Here is a 16,483-nt window from a genome sequence, read left to right as displayed (position 1 = left end):
GAGTGCCCAGGCGTAGCCGCGGTTTTACCCTGCTGGAGCTGATGGTGGTGATCGCATTAGTCGGCATCGTGCTCGGTGTGGCTGGCCTGGCAGCGGGTAATACGCCGGCGCGTCAGGCCCGACAGGAGGCCGGCCAGGTGTTGCAACTGATCCAGCAATTGCGCGAGCAGGCGGTGATTGAAGGGCGTGAATACGGTGTGCGCGTGCGGCGTACCGAGTACCAGGTGTGGCGCCTTGAACCTCCGGGGTGGCAGCCGGCGGGCGCGGTTCATCGGTTGGGACAAGGTGTGCAAATGCACCTTGAACAGGAGGGGCAGCGTCTGAGTCTCGATAGCCTGGCCCCGCAATTGCTGATGCTCAGCAGCGATGAAATCAGTGCGTTTGTGTTGTCCTTCGTCGCCGAAGAACAGGTGCTGGCGCACATTGTCAGCGATGGGATTGGAGAGCTGTCCGTTGAAAGCTAATCACCGTCGACGTCGACAGCGTCCGGCGAACACCCGTGGTTTCACCCTGTTGGAAGTGATGATTGCATTGGCGGTTTTTGCCGCCCTGGCGGGAGCGGTGATTGCCGCCGGGCACTATTCATTGCGCCAGAATGCTCGCTTGCAACAGCAGGTGCAGTGCGCCTGGGTAGCGGACAACCAATTGAGCGAGCTGCGTTTGCAAACGGCGTCGCCGGGGCACCAGCAACTGTTACGACGCTTCGATGGGCGCGACTGGAAGGTGGACCAAACCATCACCCCCGAAACGGACCCGCGCCTGCTGAGGGTCGATATCGATGTCAGCCCGGCCGACGACGATCAGCCGGTCTACCGCACCCGGGGTTGGATACCCGCTGGGCATGAATAAGCAGTCTGGCTTCACGTTGTTGGAGCTGGTTATTGCGCTGGCCATCTTCGCCTTGCTGGGGCTCGCCAGTGGGCGCTTGTTCGACACCGTGGTGCGCGCGCAGCAGGCAACGACCAGCCATGAACAGGATCTGCGGCGCCTGCAACGAGCGGTCGGGGTGATTGAGCGTGACGTGCTGCAATTGGCGTCGGCCGTCATTGTCCTGGGGCCCACCACGTTGCAATTGCAGCGCGGCAACTGGCGCAATCCGCAAGACTTGCCGCGCAGTGAGCGCCAGCAGGTGATTTATCGGCTGGACAACCAAATGCTATGGCGCGAAAGCCGCGGCCTGGAGTCATCAACCGTCGAGCGGCAACGATTGCTCGACGATGTGCGCATGTTGAACTGGCGCCTGTTTGACCGCGATGTGGGTTGGAGCCACGTCTGGCCAGTGGGCAAAGGCGCGGCGGCGACGCCCCCGCAGGCGCTTGAAATGGTGCTGTCGGCTGGGCGCTTCGAACAGGTGCGACGCGTCTTGCCATTGCCCCAGGGACACCCATGAAAACTCGCCAGCAAGGTGTCGCGCTGCTCAGTGTCTTATTGGTCATGAGCCTGGCGTTGTTGCTGACGGCCGGCATGTTGCGCAGTCATCAACTGATGGTGCAGAGCAGCGCGCGCCAGGTGCATCAGGTGCAATTGCGTCAGTTGGGGTTTTCGGTCGAAGCCTGGGCGATGGCGGCATTGGCGCGCACGGATGACGCCGAACAGTCAGTGGTGCACCTGGGTCAGGCGTGGGCTCGGGTCACCTGGCCTTTTGAGACGCCAGGCGCGCAGGTCGCGCTGGAAATCGAAGACCTGTCTGCACGCTTCAACGTCAACGCGTTGCTCGGCACCGGGCAAGTCGATGAAGTCGCGCGCCAGCGTTGGTCAAACCTGCTCGCCAGCCTGGGGTTGCAGCCATTGGACTTGCGGGCCGCCGGCCAGGTTTTGCAACGTCAGGAACTGAGTCAACTGCGTGAGCTCCCAGGTGTGGACGGCGCGATCTTGCGACAACTGGAACCCTGGGTCGCGCTGTTGCCCAGGGATGCCGGCTTGAATATCAACACGGCTGCGCCACAGATGCTGGCAATACTCGATGGGGTCTCGCTGTCGACCGCTGCAGCCCTGGTCCGCCAGCGACCCGTCGGCGGTTATGCGCGAGTGGCGGCATTTACCCATGATCCGTTGATCGCCGGGCAGGGGGTGACCAGCCATGGGCTGGGCGTCAGCAGCCGCTGGTTTCGCATCAACATCGACGTGAGCTTCGGCAGCAGCCGACTGCGTATGGCCAGCGACGTCGAGCGCGAGCTTAAATCCGGGCGTTGGCGTGTGGTGCAGCGACGCTTCCTCCCTGCGAATCTGAACGAGATCTGATGATGAAAACCTGGCTTCATTTGAGTGCCGAAGGCTTGACCTCACCCTCGAAGCAATGGCCGTGTTGTGTCTGGCGCGCAGCAGGGGACAATCGGCAGATGACCCTGGATGAAGCGGCGGTTTACCTGGCAGGGCAGCCGGTGCACCTGCTGCTGCCAATGGAGATGTGCAGCGGTTTGCGCACCGACGTGTGGCCTTCAAAGCGACGACCCAGCGCCCAGGCCATCGCCTTCGCCATTGAAGAACAGGTGGGCGAGGACCTTGAAGCCTTGCATGTGTGTGTCGGACCTCGTGACGGGGCGGGCTGCTACCCCGTGCTGGTAACGCACAAGGCGCGTTTCAAGGCGTTGTTGCACCTGCTGGCGACGCTGGCCATTGAGGTGCGTGCCGTGCATGTCGATGCCGATATGCTGCCTGGCGACTGCGCCGTTGCAGTCCACTGGTACGGTCGCCGGGTTGTCCGCTGTCCCGCGCCCCTGGCCATGTCCGCAGTGGCCCTCAAGACGCTTGAAGGGGTGTTGAGCGAGCCGTTGCAGTGGCTGGATGAAGAGGCGAGCAGGGCACAGGTCGAACAGGCGTTATGGGGGGCTCAAGGTCAACCGATCAACCTGCTGCATGGGGAATTGGGCCGTGTCCGGCAACGCTGGCCCTGGTCAACGCTGGTCCTGGCCACCGCGGTGTTATTCCTGCTTGAGGTGGGGTTTATGCAGCTACGTAGCCAGTACGTCGAAGGGCAAGCCCATCGGCTGTATGCGCAGAGTGTGGAGCGCTTCCAGGCGATGTATCCCGAGCAGACTCGTATTGTCGATCTGGCCGCGCAGCTCAAGGCGCTACAGGGGCAAAATGCAAACCAGCTCGCGACGCCGCTGACACGATTGGTCAGCCTCAGCGAGCAGGTGATCGGTGGTGCCGATGTGGAGGTACAGCGTATGGAGTTTCGCCGTGGTGAAGGGTGGACGATCCAATTGGCCGCCAACGGTTTCACCGCATTGGAACGGTTGCGGGAGCAGGGGCAGCGCAGCGGTATGCCAGTGCGTATCGGTCACGCCAGCAAGGAAGGTCATCGAGTGCATGCCGTGCTGATGCTGGAGGACCCATCATGAAGGGGCTCCAGACCTGGAAAGCGCTGTCGCCACGTGATCGGTTTTTGTTGAAAGGACTGACGGTATTCGTGATCGGTGTGCTGGCCTTCCAAATGCTGTGGCAGCCCAGCCGACAACGTGTGACCAGCGTCGAGCGCCATTACCAGCAGCAACTGGCGTTGGCGCAGCAGGTCAACAGCACTCAACCCCAACGCGCCTTGCCGGTGGCAGGGCAACCGCTAGCCTCGACCATCAACGACAGTGCCGAGGCGGCGGGGCTGAAGGTGCAGCAGATCGAGGTGCAAAACGAGCAGTTGCGCCTGACCCTCAGCGGCGATGCACACGCTTTGCTCAAATGGCTTGCGGAACTGGAGCGCGATGCGGGCGCTTTCCAGACGCTGACGCTGGAAAAGCGCGGCAGCCACCTGGAGGCACGCTTGGTGCTTTAAGCATGGGACAACGGCGGCAGCTTCGCCCAGGCGGCGGGGGATTTGCTGCGCTTCAGCGTTCGTTAAGTCCTGCCTTGGTAGTTTGGGCGCCTTGGGATTTCTCCTACAGCCTTCGGTAACTCGCCTCGGTAAAAATCCTACCCGACTCTTCCTCTCGCCAGTGCATGGCGTTCATTGTCAGGTGATATCAGGATGAACACTTCAGCGTATTCAACGAGCCAGAAACTGCTGCATTGGGTTTCGGCTGTCATTATTGTGTGGGCGTTACTCTCAGGCTTTTTTGTGGCCGTATTCAGCGTGCCTGCGTCGGTCAAGGCGTGGGTGGCGTTCTTCAATGTATCGTTGACCACCCTCTATATCCCGGTGTTTGTCTTGCGGGTCTATTGTTCCTTTGCCCACGGCCTGGACTTTTCCATCAAGCGAACACCGCAGGAATACATGGCGTTGCTGGTCCACAAAGCCATGTACCTGGTGCTTGCCTTGGTGTTGGCGACGGGCGTGCTGATGATGGATCGTCCGATCAATGTATTTAACCTGGTCTCCTTCGGCCCATTTGAGAGCGATCCGGCCCGCATCGCCTTGTATACCCGTACGCATGTGCTGTCCTGCGTGGCGTTGTTGCTGATGCTGGTCCTGCATATCGGCGCCGTAGTCATGCACGAGCGCCGGGGTAAGCGGGTGCTGGCGCGAATGTCGTTCAAGGTGGCGGCCCCTCAAGCCGAGGCCAGTGGCGGCAGCTTCGCCAGCTTCAACGCCACCAGCAGCGCGCCGACCAACAGCGCCACGATGAAGGCACCGATGCCGTTCCACCCGGCAAAGTGCCAAAAGAACCCGCCCGCCGTACCGGCGATACTCGACCCTACGTAGTAGCAGAACAGGTACAACGACGACGCCTGCCCCTTGGCCTTCACCGCGCGGCGCCCGATCCAGCTGCTGGCCACCGAGTGGGCGCCGAAGAAGCCGAAGGTGAAGATCAGCATGCCGGGCACCACCAGCCAGAGTGGGGTGAACAGGGTCAGGGCCATGCCGGCGAGCATCAGTACGATGGTGCCCCACAGCACACGGCGGCGGCCGAGGCGGTCGGCCAGGGAGCCGATCTTGGCCGAGCTGTAGATGCCCGACAGGTACACCAGCGACAGCAGGCCGACCACGGCCTGGCTCAGGTCATACGGGTCGGCCAGCAGGCGGTAGCCGATGTAGTTGAACATCGTCACGAATGCACCCATCAGCAGGAAGGCTTCAAGGAATAACCACGGCAGGCCCGCGTCCTTGAAGTGCATGACAAAGCCGTTCACCAGGCTGCGCGGCTTGAGGCTGCTGGCGCGGAAGTTGCGCGATTCGGGGAGGATCTTCCAGAACACGGTCGCGGCGATCAGGGCCAGGCCGCCGATGATCAGCATTGCGGTGTGCCAGCTGACGAAGTCGATCAGCACGCCGATGATCAGGCGCCCGCTCATGCCGCCAATCGCGTTGCCGCCGATATACAGGCCCATGGCCAGGCCGATGTGTTGGGGGTGGATCTCTTCACTCAGGTAAGTCATGGCCACGGCGGCCAGGCCGCTCAAGGACAGCCCCACCAGCGCGCGCATCAACAGGATCCCTTGCCAGGTCGGCATCAAGCCGCTGGCGATGGTGGCCAGGGCTGCGCAGAACAACGCCGCGACCATCACCGGCTTGCGCCCCAGGGTGTCGGAGATCGGCCCGGTAATCAGCAGGCCCAGGGCCAACATGGCGGTGGACACCGACAGGATCAGGCTGCTCTGGGCCGCGTTGATGGAAAATTCCTGGGACAGCGCCGGCATCATGGGCTGCACGCAATACAACAGGGCAAAGGTGGCGAAGCCGCCGGAGAACAGCGCCAGCACCGTGCGCATGAACATCGGCGTGCCTTTTTCGATGTACGCGTCGTTGAGCTGGGCTACCACCTCATCCAGGGCGGTCGGCGGGGCTTCTTGAGGGAGTGGAGCGACAGCAGATTTCACGGGGACCTCGGGGAGGAAGAACGTGCCAGGACCGGCAATGCAAAAAAGCATATAGCTGCCTAATGATTCTTTCCAATATATTGTTCGACCTGTTTGATAGCTTTTACGACCTAATGAGGCTTGCATGGAATTACGTCACCTGCGGTACTTCATCGCCGTCGCCGAGGAACTGCATTTTGGCCGTGCGGCGCAGGCGCTGGGCATCTCGCAGCCGCCGCTGAGCCAGCAGATCCAGGCGCTGGAGCAGGAGGTGGGGGCGCGGTTGTTTGAGCGGACCAATCGTCGGGTCGAACTGAGTGAGGCGGGGCGCCTGTTCCTGCACGAGGCGCGGTTGGTGCTGGCCCAGGTCGACAAGGCGGCGGATGTGGCGCGACGGGCGCAGTTGGGTGAGCTGGGGGAGTTGAAGATCGGCTTTACCTCGTCGGCCCCCTTCAACTCCAGCATCCCCCAGGCCATCTTTGCCTTTCGCCAGGCGTTCCCGGCCGTGCACTTGAATCTGCAGGAAATGAGCAGCACCGAGGTGGCGGAGTCGCTGGTGGACGAGTCGATCCAGGTGGGTTTGATGCGCCCGCTGCCTTTGCCCGATTCGCTGAGTGTCATCGAGCTGATGCGTGAGCCCCTGGTCGCGGTACTCAACGCCGGACACCCGTTGGTGGACGACAGCGAGCGCGGCCTGCACCTGGCGCAACTGGCGCAGGAACCGTTTGTGTTTTTCCCGCGCACCTACGGCAGCGGTCTGTATGCGCAACTGCTCAACCTGGCCCGCGACGCCGGTTTCAGCCCGCACTTCGCCCAGGAGGCGGGGGAGGCGATGACCATCATCGGCTTGGTGGCGGCGGGGCTGGGGGTGTCGGTGCTACCGGCGTCGTACCAGCGCATACGTATCGATGGCGTGGTCTATCGCACCTTGCTCGATCAGGAAGCGGTGACAGCGGTGTGGCTGGTGCAGCGCAAGGGCGCGCAAACACCGATGGCGAAGGCGTTTGTGGCGTTGTTGGTGGCGAGCGGCTTGCCCTGATGCCAGTCAGTTCAGGAGGAACACTGTAACTGTGGCGAGCGGGCTTGTTGTGGCGAGCGGGCTTGCCCCGCGTTGGGCTGCGCAGCAGCCCCAAAACCAGGCACTGCGGTGTGTCAGTTAAAAACACATCGCCTGTAATGGGGCCGCTTCGCGCCCCAACGCGGGGCAAGCCCGCTCGCCACAACAAGCCCGCTCGCCACAGGTTACTGTTGCCCGTTCTATCTCTTAACTACTGTCCGGTCGTATTCGCTTCATTTACGCCATACACCCGCAACCCCGCCAGGATATCGCGGTCCAGCATGCTCACCCAACGGTTGTAGTTGCGGTGGATCTTGCCGTCCTTGTAGCCCAGGTCGCGGCTGTCGCGGTAGGTGATGGCGTAGCTGTTGCGGGTGTAGCGGATGTCGATGGCGGCATAGAACTGGTTACGCACGGTGATCTCCGCCTGTACCAGTTGCGGGCTCAAGCGTTGTACGCTCCATTCGCGTTTTTGCAGGGCGGCAACGATCACCTGCTTGATTTTTTCTTCGCTGACCTGGGCATTCGCCGGCAGGTCGTGCTGGGTGTTGAGCACCGGTTTGCTGGTGCAAGCGGCCGTGGTCAGCAGGGCCAGGGTGATCAGGGTCGCGCGTAGCAAAGAAGACATTCCGTTTTCTCCAGTCGATTAAAAAGTCAGGACCAGCGGCGGAAGATCAACGAGGTGTTGACGCCGCCAAAGGCAAAGTTGTTGTTCATCACGTAGTCGTGGTGCATCTCGCGGAATCCACCTTGCAGGTAGTCCAGCTCGCCGCACTGTGGGTCGACATGGTCGAGGTTGAAGGTGTGCACGTACTGGTCGCGATTCATCATCTCGATGCTGAACCACGACTCCAGCGCGCCACAGGCGCCCAGGGTGTGGCCGAGGAAGCTTTTCTGCGAGCTGATGGGCATGCGGCTGCCAAACAGGCTGCTGGTGGCCAGGGTCTCGGCGATGTCGCCCTGGTCGGTGGCGGTGCCGTGGCCATTCACGTAACCGATGGCCGCTGGCTCAAGCCCGGCGTCTTCCAGGGCCAGCTCCATGGCGCGGCGCATGGTTTTCTGTTCCGGGCGAGTGGTGTGCTGGCCGTCGGCGTTGCTGCCAAAGCCGACAATCTCGGCGTGGATATGTGCACCCCGCGCCAGGGCGTGTTCCAGCTCTTCGAGCACCAGCATGCCGCCGCCTTCGCCGATCACCAGGCCGTCGCGGGCGCTGTCATACGGGCGCGGGCTGGTCTGCGGTGCGTCGTTCTTCAGGCTCGTGGCGTACAGCGCATCGAACACCATGGCTTCGGTGGGGCACAGTTCTTCAGCGCCGCCGGCCAGCATCAACGGCAGGCGCCCGAATTTGATCGCCTCGTAGGCATACCCAATGCCCTGGCTGCCGCTGGTGCAGGCGCTGGACGTGGGGATCAAGCGCCCGGTGAGGCCAAAGAAGATGCTGATATTCGCCGCCGTGGTGTGGGGCATCATTCGCACGTAGGAGTTGGCGTTGAGCCCTTCGGCCACCGAGTTGAGCAGCATATTGCCGAACGCCTTGATCTCGTCGGTGCTGCCGGTGGACGAACCACAGGCCACACCCATGCGCCCGTCCTTGATCGACTCATCGCCGAGCAGGCCCGCATCCTTCAAGGCCTGCTCCGCCGCCCACACGGCCAGGCGCGACACGCGGCCCATGCTGCGCAACTGCTTACGGGTCCAATGGGCAGGCACGACGAAATCATCGATCGGCCCGGCCAGGCGCGTGTTCAGTTCGGTGAAGCGGTTCCACTCGTCCATGCGACGGATACCGCTGCGGTTGGCGCGAAAGTTGGCGGCGATGGTCTCCCAATCGCTGCCCAGGGAGGTCATGCCGGCCATGCCGGTGACTACGACGCGCTTCATCAGCACAGGCCCCCATTCACGGCCAGGACCTGGCGCGTGATATAGCCGGCTTCGGCCGACATCAGGAAATTCACCGCGCTGGCCACCTCTTCCGGGGTCCCCATGCGCTGCGCCGGGATCATTTTCATCAATTCTTCGACCGGTACGTTCTCATCGAGCATGGCAGTTTCGATCAAGCCGGGGGCGACGCAGTTGACGGTGATCTTGCGCTTGCCCAATTCGATGGCCAATGCCTTGGCCGCGCCGATCAGGCCGGCTTTCGAGGCACTGTAGTTGACCTGCCCGCGATTGCCGATCAGGCCCGATACCGACGTGATGCACACGATACGCCCGGCCGCGCGCCGCCGAATCATCGGCATCATCACCGGGTGCAGTACGTTGTAGAAACCATCGAGGTTGGTACGCATCACCACGTCCCAGTCCTCTTCGGACAAGGCCGGGAACGCACCGTCACGGGTCAGGCCGGCGTTGAGCACCACGCCGTAGTAGGCACCCTGTTGCTCCACATCTGCCTCAAGGATGGCCTTGCACGCCGCGCGGTCCGCCACGTCGAATTGCAGCACCCGCGCCTTGCGGCCCAGGGCTTCGATCTCGACCTGCACCGCGTCGGCTTCAGCGCGACCACTGCGGCAATGCAGCACGATGTCATGGCCGGCCTGGGCCAGGCGCAGGGCAATGGCGCGGCCGATACCACGGCTGGAGCCGGTGACCAGTACGGATTCAGTCATGGCGTTTCGTCCTTCGATTCTTCTAAATAGTTGGCCGCCTGGGGCGGTCGAAATACGTTCAGGCGCGCGGTGGCCTGGATACCGTCACCGGTGAGGTGGCATTCGAACACACCCATGCCGTTGTCGTCTTCCAGGGAGCGCAGGCCGTGGATGCGTAACTCGGCGCCTGCCGGGAAATGCGCCACGTTGCACTCGAACTTGCGTGTGCCCAACAGGAAACCCAGTTCCACGGCCTGGCCTTTTTGGCGGGCACGACAGCCGGCATAGGCGGCGACGCTCTGCGCCATCAATTCGATGCCGACCCAGGCCGGCAGGCTGCCGTCGGGGCGATTGAACAGGCCGCCGGGCTTGACGGTGGCGCGGGTGTGTATCTGCTCTTCATCGAACGACAGCACCTGGTCGATCAGGATCATGTCGCCCGCGTGGGGCAGCAGTTCGGCGAGTGGCCAATCGATCATGGGGCCTCTGCGATAATCAGGCTGACGTTATTACCGCCGAAAGCAAACGAGTTGCTCATCAGGCAGCGTTTTTCCAAGGCGTCACCGGCCTGCGCCCAGTGCAAGGCCGGCAGCGTCGGGTCGGCCTGGCCGTCCCACACGTGCGGCGGCACCCGGCCATGGGCCAGGCTCAGCCAGCAGAACGCCGCTTCCAGTGCGCCGGCGGCGCCCAGGGTGTGGCCGCTCATGGGTTTGGTCGAGGAGCAGGCCACCCCGGCAGGGAACAGGCTGGCGACGGCCAGGCTTTCCATGGCGTCGTTGTGTTGGGTGGCGGTGCCGTGCAGGTTCAGGTAACCGATCTGCTCGGGCTGCAACCCGGCACTGGCCAGCGCCTTGCGCATCGCCTGCAACGCGCCTTTGCCCGTCGGCTCCGGCGCAGAAATATGGTGCGCATCGCAACTGGCGCCGCTGCCCAACAGGGCGATCGGGGCGGTCTCGCGACTCATCAGGAACAGCACCGCCGCTTCGCCGATATTGATGCCGTTGCGGTTCACTGAAAAGGGGTTGCAACGTTCGTTGGATACCGCCTCCAGCGCCGTAAAGCCGTTAAGCGTCAACTTGCACAGGCTGTCGACGCCGCCGCAGATCACCGCGTCGCACACGCCCAGATCCAACAGGCGCCGGGCACTCATCAGCGCGCGTGCGCTGGAGGTGCAGGCGGTGGAGATCACGTAGGCCGGGCCGCTCAGTTGCAGCCAGTCGGCGAGGAAGTTCGCCGGGGCGCTGAGTTCCTGTTGCTGGTAGTCGTAGTCCCTGGGGAAGTGCTTGTCGCGCAGGTAATGGGCGATGCTGCGGCTGGCCTCGTCAATGCCCGAGGTGCTGGTGCCCAGCACGATGCCGACCCGTGAGGCGCCGTAGGTCAGGATCGCCTGGCGGATATCCGCTTCGATCTGCAACGCGGCTTCCAGCAACAGTTGGTTATTGCGGCTGTTCTGCCGGCCCAGTTGCGCAGGGATGCTCGCCAATTCGCCGGGTACGCTGCCCACCGGCAACACTCGTTCCGGCACCCAGCCGCTTTCGGCGCGCATCCCTGCGCAGTCGCCGGCAAACAGGCTGCGGCTGACTGCGTCCTGGCCGCGCCCCAGGGCGCAGATCACGCCGAGGGCATTGAGGTAGGCGGTCATCGGGCGGCCCCAAGCGGTGTGATGCGATAACTCAACGGCTGCCCGCTGATGTTCACACTGAACACTTCTGAAGACTGATAGACGATTTGCCAATGGCCCGGAAGCGTGCGTGTCAGGTCCATCGCCTGGGCGTTGGGGTAAAGGCTGCGCACGTCATCCGCCGAAGCCAGGGCAAACAGCAACGCGGCAAACAGCTCGCGCGCCTGGGGGTTGGGCGGCAGCAAGCCGTCGGCCTGCCACTGGCCATCGATGAGTTTCTGCCGGGCCAGGGGGATGCCCAGCGGGTCCATCATCGACCAGCGGATGGCGTTGCCCTCGCGTTGGATCACCAACAGCCAATCCTGGCTCTGGCCACGTTCCATGCGCTGCACATGCAATTGCAGCGGCAACGCCAGGGTCGGGGTTTTCTCCGGCAGCGGTGGCTGGCTGGCGCAGGCGCTCAGCAGCAACAGGCAACCGATCAACAACAGGCGGATCATGCCGCGACGCTCGCCAAGGGTTTGCGCGCCACGCAGTTGACCAGGGTTTCTTCCCGCTGGCCCACCGGGGGCGCCTTGCGCAGGCCCCAGCGCTCGAGCAGGCCGAAATCGCGGGCACGGCTCCACCACAAGTACGGGTAAGAGACATTCCGTGCGTCGAATTCAAAGCCCTGCTCGCGGAGCATGTCCAGGTACTGCTCGGCGCTTTTTTGCACGTGCATCGGGTGGCGGAACAGCCAGCGAATGACCCAGGTGTCGATATAGGCTTCGGTGGACTCGGCAAACAGCAGGTAGCCACCGGGCTTGAGGACCCGGTAGAACTCGTTCAGCGCGCGATGCTGCTCGACCAGATGGTGGAAGGTCTGGTGGCAGAACAGGATGTCGACGCTGGCATCCGCCACATCGAGGGTGGCGCAGTCGCTGCCGATCAACTCGACGGCCAGGCCCTGGCGCGTGGCTTCTTCACGGCTCCGTTCCAGGCTATGGGGGTCGGCGTCCAGGCCGATCAGGCGCGAGGGCGCGAACACCTGCTGCAACAGCTTGAAGGATTTCCCCTGGCCGCAACCGGCGTCGAGCAATACCGGCGCGACGGGCAACGGCTCGCTGAACAGGCTGCGCAGGTCGTTGATGGCCACGCGCAACACATGATGCTGCCAGGTGTGGCTGCGCAGGAACCAGAAGCCGAACCTGGTTTCTTCGACGTAGTGCTTACTTAAGTACTGACTGCTCACGCGGCATCCCCCGCACAAATCTCCGACAACATCCGCAGCCGCCGCTTGGGTTCGCTGACGAATGGGTTGCGCTCATCCCAGGCATAACCGGCGAGGATCGAGCTGATCATCCGACGAATCTCTGGCGAGCTGCCTGCATGGAAAATCACATCCTGGAAGGTCCCGGCGTACCAACCTTCGACGTAGCAACGGAAGGTGTCGACACCGCGCTTGAGCGGCTCGGCAAACTCAGTTTGCCAATCCACCGTCTCCCCCTTGAGCTGGCGGTGCAGCACACCGGCCGCCATGCTCGCCGAACGCATGGCGATGGTCACGCCGGACGAGAACACCGGGTCGAGGAATTCCGCAGCGTTGCCCAGCAGCGCAAAGCCCGGGCCATGCAGGGTTTTGACGTTGGCCGAATAACCGCCGATGGTCCGTGCAGGTGTATCCCATACCGCATTTTGCAGCACGCCGGACAGGCTTGGCGTCTCGTCGATAAAACCGCGCAGGCAGGCATCGAGGTCACTGTCGCGGCCGTCGAAATGCGCCTTGGCCGCGACCACGCCCACCGAGCAGCGGCCGTTGCTGAACGGGATGGTCCAGAACCAGATATCGCGCTGGGTCGGGTGGGTGGTCACGAGGATCTTGGTGCGGTCAAAGCCTGGGTGTTCGATGCGGTCTTCGACATGGGTGAACACCGCCTGGCGCAGTGGGAAGTTCGACGGCGCTTCCAGGTCCAGCAGGCGCGGCAGCACGCGGCCGTAGCCGCTGGCATCGAGCACGAACTTGGCTTTGACGTGGTACTCGCTGCCATTCTCGCGGCGCACATGCAGGTAGCGACACTCGCCGGAAAAATCCACGCCGACGATGGTTTGGCCGTAGCGGATGTCCACCCCTTGCAACGCCGCCTGGTCTGCCAGCAGCTTATCGAACTCGCCGCGCTGCACCTGGAAGGTGGTCGGCTTGCCCTGGCTGAAGGTATCGCCAAAATCGAACGCGCTGTAGCGCTCGCCCCAGGCAAACGCGGCACCGGTTTTCACCTGGAAACCCGCCGCCTGCACAGCGTCGAGCATGCCCGCTTCTTCGATAAAGTCGATGCAGTGGGACAACAGGCTTTCACCAATCGAGAAGCGCGGGAAATGCTGGCGCTCGATAATCAAGACATCATGCCCCTGGCGCTTTAGCAGCGTCGCGGCGATGGCACCGGATGGGCCGGCACCGATCACCACCACCTGGCGACGTTCCATTTCAACTATGGGCACGAGGGCTCCTTGCCACATTGGCGATAATCACATTCATAAGGCGTGCTTCTGTTGGCCGGCCCAGGGCGCCAGCATAAAACTGAACGCCAGGCCCAGGCTGACCGATAGACCGAAATTACTCACTGCCGGCGTGCTCGACACCGCCAGCAGGCCGAACGACAACCAGGTTGTCAGTGCCGCCAGCAGTGTTCCTAAAAGGCTGACCGCGGGCCCGCCGATCTGTTCACGCATCAGGATCGCGTAGTCGACACTGATGGCCGTGACCAGCAGCAGGCCGAACAGGCTGAACAGCGTCAGTGGCTGGCCCAGCCAACCCAGGCTGGCCAGGCTGCACAGCGCCGCCAGCAACGGCAGGGCAACGATACGCAACGCACCGCCCAAGCCGAACGGCAGGACCAGCAGTAGCACGATCAACCCGCACGACATCAACTTCAATTCAGCCGCGCTGATCTGGGTCGCGGCGAAAACGCGATTCAAGTCACCCAGGCGATCGACCAGTTGCACGCCGGGCAAATCCACGGCCTGCACCTGCAGCAGTGCCGGGTTGTTCAAGCCTTGCAGGCTGACCATGGCCGCCACGCCGCCGTCCACCGGGCCCAGCCACAGCGTGCGCCAGGGTTCAGCCAAGGGCCCGACCAGCGCAGCGTCGATGTCTTCGGTGGGCAGCGCCTGCAACTGCGCGACTTCGGCTTGCAGCGCGCTGGCCGGCACACCGAGGTCCAGCAGCGGTTGCCAATGTTCCGGCAGTTTATTCAATGCCTCGCGCAGCCGTTGTTGCTCGGCCGGCAGGTTGACCAACTGGTTCAGCGCCAGGTAGCCCTGGAGCTTGTCCATATTCACCAACTGCTCCAGGCGCTGGCCCAGGGCGGCTTGGCGTTCCAGTAACTGCTGCTGATTGTCCGCGCGCACCAGGAAGAACTGGCTGGTGGGCTGGAACCCGGTAATACGCGCCACGGCCTGGGCCTCTTGCAGCAATTGCGGCGGTGCGCCGATCCACTGGCGAATATCGTTTTTGCTGTTCAACTGCCACAGGCCAGCGGCGCAGAACAGCAGTACCCACACCAGCAGCACCGCGCTCGGCACGCGCTTGACCAGCGAGGCGCGCATGCGCCACAGGCCCTCGGCGATGCGCAGCGGCCATTGCGCCGGGCGCAGTTCCACGCCCTTGAGTAACGCCGGCAACAGGCAGACGGCCGACAGATAGGCGCCGACCAGCCCCGCCGCGGAGAACACCGCGATTTGCGTCAAGGCCGGGAAGGGCGTCCAGGCCAGCGCCAGGTAACCGATGCAACTGGTGGCCAGGCTCAGGGTCAGCCCCGGCAGGGTCAGGCGTAATGCCGGCCAGCTGCGCCACGGCTGCATGCTCCAGCTTTTGGACAGGTAGTGCAGCGGGTAATCCACGGCCACGCCGATCAAGCTGGAGCCGAGTACCAGGGTCATCACGTGCATATGGCCAAACAGCGCCACACAGGCCACCGCGCCAAACAGCATGCCCACCAGCACCGGCACAAACGCCAGCAACACGCGCCAGCGGCGGAACGCAAGCAACAGCAGCAACAGGATGCCAACGGTCGCGCCGCCGCCGACCCAGGTGATTTCCCGGCTGGCCTGCTGCTGCCCGTTGGCGGCGTAGAGCAGGCCGCTGGCGGCGAGCAACTGCGCGCCTTGTTCACTGGCCTGCGTGCGGCTGGCCTGGAGCAAATCCGCCACTTGCAACGGCAGTTTCATATCGAAGGCATTGCCGGTGGTACGCGCGCGCAGCAGCACCCAACTCTTGCCGTCGGCCTCGGCGATCAGCGCACCGCTGCCGATATCCAGCTGCACCGCGCCTTGTTGCGGCTGGCTGTTCTGGATGCGCCCGGTGAGGCCCAGCCAGTCATCCTGGCTCGGCACCAGGCTGAACCCGGTGAAGGGGTCGAACAGTGATTGCACACGCTGCTGGATGAACGCGTCGGGATGGTCGATCAGTTGCTCGCGGTCTTTGCCCGACAGCATCGCCAAGCGCCCGCGCAGCAATTGCTCACGCAGTGCCGGTAAGTCGGCTTGCAGGTTCCATTGCACCTTCTCGAACAACCCGCTGGCCTGCCAGCGCTCGCCCAATTGTTGGGCCACGGCCACCGCCTGCTGGCGATCGGCATGCCCGACCAACACCAGCATCTCGCGATTCAACGGCTCCTGCATGCGCTGTTCGGCTTGCTGCTCCAGGGCGTCCGGCGCGCCGCCCGGCACCAGTTCCATCAGGTTGGCCGACAGCGGTGCACCGTGGCGCCACTGCCAGCCGGCCAGGGCCAGCACGGCCACCAGCAGGATCAGGAACAGGCGCGGTAACTGGCGCTCACTGGGCAAAGTCGTGTTGCTCCGCGTCGCTCAAGGGTTGGCTCGCCGTGCTGTCTTGCATGCGCAATACGGTGCTGTCGCCCTGGGTTTCCAGCAGTTCGATGGTATGCACCAGCTCGCCGCCGTCGATATTGATCAGGGTGAACACTTGTTTGAGCAGCAGCGAACGCGGGATCAGCGTCAGCTTCCACTGCGTGGCCTCACCTTGCAGTTGCAGTTCGAAATCGCGTTGCAAACCGCTGCTGTCACCCTGGAGCACGGCGAGGAACAGACGGTTCTGCTCGGCCCCGGCGCTCTTGTTCGGCAGGGTTTGCCAGCCATTGGCGTCGCGGCGGGCAATGCCCTGGGGGCTGATGCGGTAATCCTGCTGCAACGGGGTTTTCAGCAGCCAGAGCAGGCCGTGGTCCTTGGCCAGCACAAAGGTGCCTTTGCTGACCAACGGTTGCGGCAGTGCACGCAGGTGTTTTTCCTGGATGAAGCTGCCGTGGATCACAGACGGTTTGGCCAGTTGATCGCTCAGTTGCTGCAAATCGAAAGCGTGAGCGCTGAAGCTCAGCAACAACCCGGTCAGGGTGGGAGCGAGCTTGCTCGCGAAAAAACGCAGGGCGCTGCGCAGTGTCAGGCGGGTCGCGTTATCGTTGACGTCCATCGGGGGCAAGCCCGCTCCCACAG

18 protein-coding genes and 1 pseudogene are annotated in these 16,483 nt (G+C 63.3%); 8 read left to right on the top strand and 11 right to left on the bottom strand.

From position 1 onward, the window contains the following. Nucleotides 1-2: 2 nt before the first annotated feature. From gspH to QU606_RS04525, 7 genes and pseudogenes are all read left to right on the top strand, one after another. Complete coding sequence (gene gspH / locus QU606_RS04555; RefSeq protein WP_024072977.1) at nt 3-464, top strand: type II secretion system minor pseudopilin GspH; 462 nt, start codon at nt 3-5, stop codon at nt 462-464. Beyond that, nucleotides 454-849 (top strand): type II secretion system minor pseudopilin GspI, encoded by a 396-nt coding sequence (gspI, locus tag QU606_RS04550; RefSeq protein ID WP_277379065.1) that lies wholly within the window; start codon nt 454-456, stop codon nt 847-849. Before gspH ends, gspI begins: the two co-directional genes overlap by 11 nt. Continuing rightward, the gene (locus tag QU606_RS04545; RefSeq protein WP_024072979.1) at nt 842-1,390 is read left to right on the top strand and encodes a type II secretion system protein GspJ; all 549 of its coding nucleotides are present in this window, start codon (nt 842-844) and stop codon (nt 1,388-1,390) included. Before gspI ends, QU606_RS04545 begins: the two co-directional genes overlap by 8 nt. After that, nucleotides 1,387-2,241: a general secretion pathway protein GspK gene (locus QU606_RS04540; RefSeq protein WP_024072980.1), complete on the top strand. Its 855-nt coding sequence runs from the start codon at nt 1,387-1,389 to the stop codon at nt 2,239-2,241. Before QU606_RS04545 ends, QU606_RS04540 begins: the two co-directional genes overlap by 4 nt. Nucleotides 2,242-2,243: 2 nt before the next feature. After that, on the top strand, nt 2,244-3,344 hold the full coding sequence (gspL, locus tag QU606_RS04535; protein WP_041160824.1) for a type II secretion system protein GspL: 1,101 nt from the start codon (nt 2,244-2,246) through the stop codon (nt 3,342-3,344). Next, entirely contained in the window at nt 3,341-3,772 is a 432-nt protein-coding gene (gene gspM / locus QU606_RS04530) for a type II secretion system protein GspM (protein WP_024072982.1), read from the top strand. The genes gspL and gspM overlap by 4 nt, the downstream gene beginning before the upstream one ends. Nucleotides 3,773-3,964: 192 nt before the next feature. Next, a pseudogene (locus tag QU606_RS04525) lies at nt 3,965-4,453 on the top strand (cytochrome b/b6 domain-containing protein); the annotation flags it as partial. 32 nt (nt 4,454-4,485) lie between these two features. Here QU606_RS04525 and QU606_RS04520 read toward each other — a convergent pair. Further along, entirely contained in the window at nt 4,486-5,754 is a 1,269-nt protein-coding gene (locus QU606_RS04520; RefSeq protein ID WP_041161085.1) for an MFS transporter, read from the bottom strand. 124 nt (nt 5,755-5,878) lie between these two features. On the opposite strand from QU606_RS04520, the gene QU606_RS04515 reads away from it, so the two are divergent. After that, nucleotides 5,879-6,772, top strand: coding sequence for a LysR family transcriptional regulator (locus tag QU606_RS04515; RefSeq protein ID WP_304998148.1), 894 nt, complete (start codon nt 5,879-5,881; stop codon nt 6,770-6,772). A 229-nt stretch (nt 6,773-7,001) separates the two neighbouring features. Here QU606_RS04515 and QU606_RS04510 read toward each other — a convergent pair whose 3' ends face one another. The 10 genes from QU606_RS04510 to QU606_RS04465 are packed head-to-tail and all read right to left on the bottom strand — an operon-like array spanning nt 7,002 to nt 16,460. Then, nucleotides 7,002-7,418 (bottom strand): hypothetical protein, encoded by a 417-nt coding sequence (locus tag QU606_RS04510; RefSeq protein ID WP_024072986.1) that lies wholly within the window; start codon nt 7,416-7,418, stop codon nt 7,002-7,004. A 26-nt stretch (nt 7,419-7,444) separates the two neighbouring features. Then, nucleotides 7,445-8,671 carry a beta-ketoacyl-ACP synthase gene (locus QU606_RS04505; RefSeq protein ID WP_024072987.1) on the bottom strand — a complete coding sequence of 409 codons (1,227 nt, stop codon included), beginning with the start codon at nt 8,669-8,671 and terminating at the stop codon, nt 7,445-7,447. Continuing rightward, nucleotides 8,671-9,399: a 3-oxoacyl-ACP reductase FabG gene (fabG, locus tag QU606_RS04500; protein ID WP_069075105.1), complete on the bottom strand. Its 729-nt coding sequence runs from the start codon at nt 9,397-9,399 to the stop codon at nt 8,671-8,673. The genes QU606_RS04505 and fabG overlap by 1 nt, the downstream gene beginning before the upstream one ends. Then, entirely contained in the window at nt 9,396-9,857 is a 462-nt protein-coding gene (locus tag QU606_RS04495; RefSeq protein ID WP_024072989.1) for a hotdog family protein, read from the bottom strand. Before QU606_RS04495 ends, fabG begins: the two co-directional genes overlap by 4 nt. Beyond that, nucleotides 9,854-11,020 (bottom strand): beta-ketoacyl-[acyl-carrier-protein] synthase family protein, encoded by a 1,167-nt coding sequence (locus tag QU606_RS04490; protein WP_069075106.1) that lies wholly within the window; start codon nt 11,018-11,020, stop codon nt 9,854-9,856. The genes QU606_RS04495 and QU606_RS04490 overlap by 4 nt, the downstream gene beginning before the upstream one ends. After that, on the bottom strand, nt 11,017-11,499 hold the full coding sequence (locus tag QU606_RS04485; protein ID WP_024072991.1) for a hypothetical protein: 483 nt from the start codon (nt 11,497-11,499) through the stop codon (nt 11,017-11,019). The genes QU606_RS04490 and QU606_RS04485 overlap by 4 nt, the downstream gene beginning before the upstream one ends. Continuing rightward, nucleotides 11,496-12,230 carry a class I SAM-dependent methyltransferase gene (locus tag QU606_RS04480; protein WP_150054006.1) on the bottom strand — a complete coding sequence of 245 codons (735 nt, stop codon included), beginning with the start codon at nt 12,228-12,230 and terminating at the stop codon, nt 11,496-11,498. The genes QU606_RS04485 and QU606_RS04480 overlap by 4 nt, the downstream gene beginning before the upstream one ends. Further along, complete coding sequence (locus QU606_RS04475; RefSeq protein ID WP_024072993.1) at nt 12,227-13,474, bottom strand: NAD(P)/FAD-dependent oxidoreductase; 1,248 nt, start codon at nt 13,472-13,474, stop codon at nt 12,227-12,229. The genes QU606_RS04480 and QU606_RS04475 overlap by 4 nt, the downstream gene beginning before the upstream one ends. A gap of 33 nt (nt 13,475-13,507) precedes the next feature. Next, on the bottom strand, nt 13,508-15,820 hold the full coding sequence (locus tag QU606_RS04470) for an MMPL family transporter (protein WP_024072994.1): 2,313 nt from the start codon (nt 15,818-15,820) through the stop codon (nt 13,508-13,510). Beyond that, nucleotides 15,810-16,460, bottom strand: a complete 651-nt coding sequence (locus QU606_RS04465) for an outer membrane lipoprotein carrier protein LolA (protein ID WP_102623823.1) — start codon at nt 16,458-16,460, stop codon at nt 15,810-15,812. The genes QU606_RS04470 and QU606_RS04465 overlap by 11 nt, the downstream gene beginning before the upstream one ends. Nucleotides 16,461-16,483 lie beyond the last annotated feature (23 nt).

It is taken from the genome of Pseudomonas sp. OVF7 (assembly GCF_030644265.1).
Lineage (GTDB): Bacteria > Pseudomonadota > Gammaproteobacteria > Pseudomonadales > Pseudomonadaceae > Aquipseudomonas > Aquipseudomonas gorinensis.
This window is presented reverse-complemented; position numbering and strand designations above follow the sequence as displayed.

Coding starts and splice junctions, on each gene's coding strand:
- QU606_RS04545 (WP_024072979.1), top strand. CDS start 842: ATGAATAAGCAGTCTGGCTTCACGTTGTTGGAGCTGGTTATTGCGCTG.
- QU606_RS04540 (WP_024072980.1), top strand. CDS start 1,387: ATGAAAACTCGCCAGCAAGGTGTCGCGCTGCTCAGTGTCTTATTGGTC.
- gspL (WP_041160824.1), top strand. CDS start 2,244: ATGAAAACCTGGCTTCATTTGAGTGCCGAAGGCTTGACCTCACCCTCG.
- gspM (WP_024072982.1), top strand. CDS start 3,341: ATGAAGGGGCTCCAGACCTGGAAAGCGCTGTCGCCACGTGATCGGTTT.
- QU606_RS04515 (WP_304998148.1), top strand. CDS start 5,879: ATGGAATTACGTCACCTGCGGTACTTCATCGCCGTCGCCGAGGAACTG.
- QU606_RS04510 (WP_024072986.1), bottom strand. CDS start 7,418: ATGTCTTCTTTGCTACGCGCGACCCTGATCACCCTGGCCCTGCTGACC.
- QU606_RS04505 (WP_024072987.1), bottom strand. CDS start 8,671: ATGAAGCGCGTCGTAGTCACCGGCATGGCCGGCATGACCTCCCTGGGC.
- fabG (WP_069075105.1), bottom strand. CDS start 9,399: ATGACTGAATCCGTACTGGTCACCGGCTCCAGCCGTGGTATCGGCCGC.
- QU606_RS04495 (WP_024072989.1), bottom strand. CDS start 9,857: ATGATCGATTGGCCACTCGCCGAACTGCTGCCCCACGCGGGCGACATG.
- QU606_RS04490 (WP_069075106.1), bottom strand. CDS start 11,020: ATGACCGCCTACCTCAATGCCCTCGGCGTGATCTGCGCCCTGGGGCGC.
- QU606_RS04485 (WP_024072991.1), bottom strand. CDS start 11,499: ATGATCCGCCTGTTGTTGATCGGTTGCCTGTTGCTGCTGAGCGCCTGC.
- QU606_RS04465 (WP_102623823.1), bottom strand. CDS start 16,460: ATGGACGTCAACGATAACGCGACCCGCCTGACACTGCGCAGCGCCCTG.